The sequence below is a fragment of the Vibrio halioticoli NBRC 102217 genome (genome assembly GCF_000496695.1).
In the GTDB taxonomy this organism is placed as follows: Bacteria; Pseudomonadota; Gammaproteobacteria; order Enterobacterales; family Vibrionaceae; genus Vibrio; species Vibrio halioticoli.
On the sequence record NZ_BAUJ01000099.1, the window covers coordinates 1 to 2829 of the forward strand.

A 2829-nucleotide genomic window follows, 5' to 3' on the forward strand; every position below is an offset into this window, starting at 1 on the left:
AGTACGATGTCTCCAGCGCTGACGGTAACGGTCGATACTCATACTGCTGTGGGTGCGGGTTTCACCGATACGCTTATTGGCAGTGGCGAGCAAGCAAAAACAGTTATTACCGGTCACGTAGAGGAAGGTGCACACCTTGATACGCTAGTGATTACGGACAGTGCGGGTAACCATTTAGATGTGGATACCACAGGCATGACAATCGATGGCCATGGTGACTTTAGCATTGCTGTGGATTTAACTAAGGGTGTGAAAGATAAGTCAGGCGCGGCGACTCAGTTGGTTGATGGCGACTTAACCGTTAGTGCATCTTCAACGGATAAAGCCGGCAATACGGCGACTTCCACACCAACGCACAGCACGTTAGATACAGGCGTTGCTTCTCCAACCGTTAGCTTTGAAAGTACAGGTAAAGATAGCATTTATAACAGTGTTGAAGTCGGATCTGATGGCACAGTGACTGCGACTATCACTCCTAATACAGATGCGAAGGTAGGCGATACTCTGACCTACACTGTAGCCAGCGGAGTGAAGCAAACACATACACTGACTGCAACAGATTTAACTCAAGGCGTGAATATTGAAGTTCGCCCAGGAGATATAGTTACGGCTACGGTTACCGATGCAGCGGGTAACACTTCAAAGGATGCATCTGGAACGGCAGCAGGATCAGATCTTGTCGTCGGTACTCCTGCAGTTGATTTGAATGCGGCTTCTGATACGTACGGCATAAATACTGTTGGTACTGATACGGACAATATCACCAAGGATACAACCCCGACCTTTACATTAAATGGTATTGATACTGATGCTACTTCAGTAGAAGTGTTTGTTGATGATAAGTCTGTAGGCACTGCAATGCGCTCTGGTACCGACTGGACATTCACTGCTGCCCATCTAGCTGATGGCGATTATAAAATCACTGCTAAGGTGACAGATTCTGCAGGGAATACGAGTAATAGTTCCCCTGCGCTGGCTGTCACTGTTGATACTGATATCAATCCAGTAACGCTTACACTTCAAAACAGTAGTAATTCGGGTGATAAAACGGATCATCTTACTCATGGTGAAAACTTTGATGATAAGGCGAGTAAGGGGGATTTGATCTTTGACCTCAGTGCTGTCGATAAAGACATTGATCCGTCCCATAGTGGGGTTGTTGTTAAAGATGCTACTGGTCATGAAGTTGCGGGTAGTTTTATACAGGTTAATGGTCAGTGGGAATTCCATACTACTACCTCTGAATTACCAGATGGTGATCACACACTTCACACCGTTGTAACAGATATAGCAGGAAACAGTGTTGAAGGTGGTTCAACTCTAGTTACTGTTGACACAAGTGCATCTGCCACTATCTCTGTTGGAAGCATTAATGGCGGTAATCCAATCAACGAGGTGGATGCCAAAGGAAAAATTCAGGTATCAGGAATAGTTGGCGGAGATGCTAGTGTGGGAGACCATATTAGTATCGAAATCAATGGTCATGTGTACAGCAATGTGTTGGTCGAAAAAGGCAATGTCTTTAATTTAGATGTTGATGGCAGTGAGTTTACGACAGATATCAATGGTCAAACTGTTACATCGAGTGAAGTCAATGCAACGGTCACAGGCACAGATGCTGCAGGTAATTCGTTTACGGCAACGAACCATACGCCAGCAACGGCCGGTGGCCCGTCAGTACATAATGGTCAATTTTGGGTTGATACACACGCAGGCACAATAGCAGTCGACACTGACCTCACAGCCAATAAAGATGATGTCCTAAACCTTGCAGAGCAAGGGCAAGACTTAGTCATTAGTGGCAGAACAACAGGTATTGAAGACGGCCAGCATGTCACTGTGGAGTTTAACGGCCATAAATACGGTGATGCTACTTCAGGTACAGCGATAGAAGTGCACGGCAACCAGTGGATATTGACAGTGCCCCATGCCGATCTTGTTGGCATCAAAGATGGAGCATCGCTTGAGATCACCCCTTCAGTCAGCGATAGGGCAGGTAACCCTGCGACTGTAACTGACGGTCATTTAACTACGGATTTGCATGCGGATGCAGGTATCACCATTAATAGAATTAATGGTGGCGTTACCATTAATGCGAACACGGGTGATATTACAGTCACAGGTACGGTATCCGGGGATGTTAAGACGGGTGAAACCGTCACTTTAGACATCAACGGTTATTCACATACAGCATTAGTAGGTGCAGGACATACCTTTACCGCAGCTGCGATCCCAGCAACTCATTTTACAACAGATGCATCAGGTCAAGCAGTGACTTCGGGTGAAGTGAAAGCGACGGTAACAGGCACTGACACTGCGGGTAACTCAGTTACCGTGACGAACCATACGCCAGCATTGGCAGGTGGCACGCCAGTGCACAATGGGCAATTTAGTGTCGATACTGATATCACGCCAGTGACTCTTACGCTTCAAGAAAGTAGTAATTCTGGTGATAAAGCGGATCACCTTACTCATGGTAACCACTTTGATGATACGAATCATAAGGGTGATTTAGTATTTGACCTAAGTACAATTGATAAAGATATCGATCCAAAAAACGGTGGCATTGTAGTAAAAGATAGTGCTGATCACATTGTAAACGGCAGTTTCAAAGAAACTAATGGCAAGTGGGAATTTCACACCGATACTACAGCATTGCCAGAAGGTGATCATACACTTCATGTGTCTGCAACAGACACAGCAGGTAATAACGTTGATGGTAGTGTGACGGCAGTAACAGTCGATACAAAAGCCGGCATCAGCATTACGCACGTAGCAAATGATGACATCATAGACGGCTCTGAAATTACCAATGGCTTTACTATTTCA

At 45.6% G+C, this 2829-nt stretch carries 1 protein-coding gene; it reads left to right on the forward strand.

Annotated elements, in window-relative coordinates:
• A partial coding sequence (locus VHA01S_RS17680) for an Ig-like domain-containing protein (RefSeq protein ID WP_039971413.1) occupies positions 1 to 2829 on the forward strand: 2829 nt, incomplete at both ends.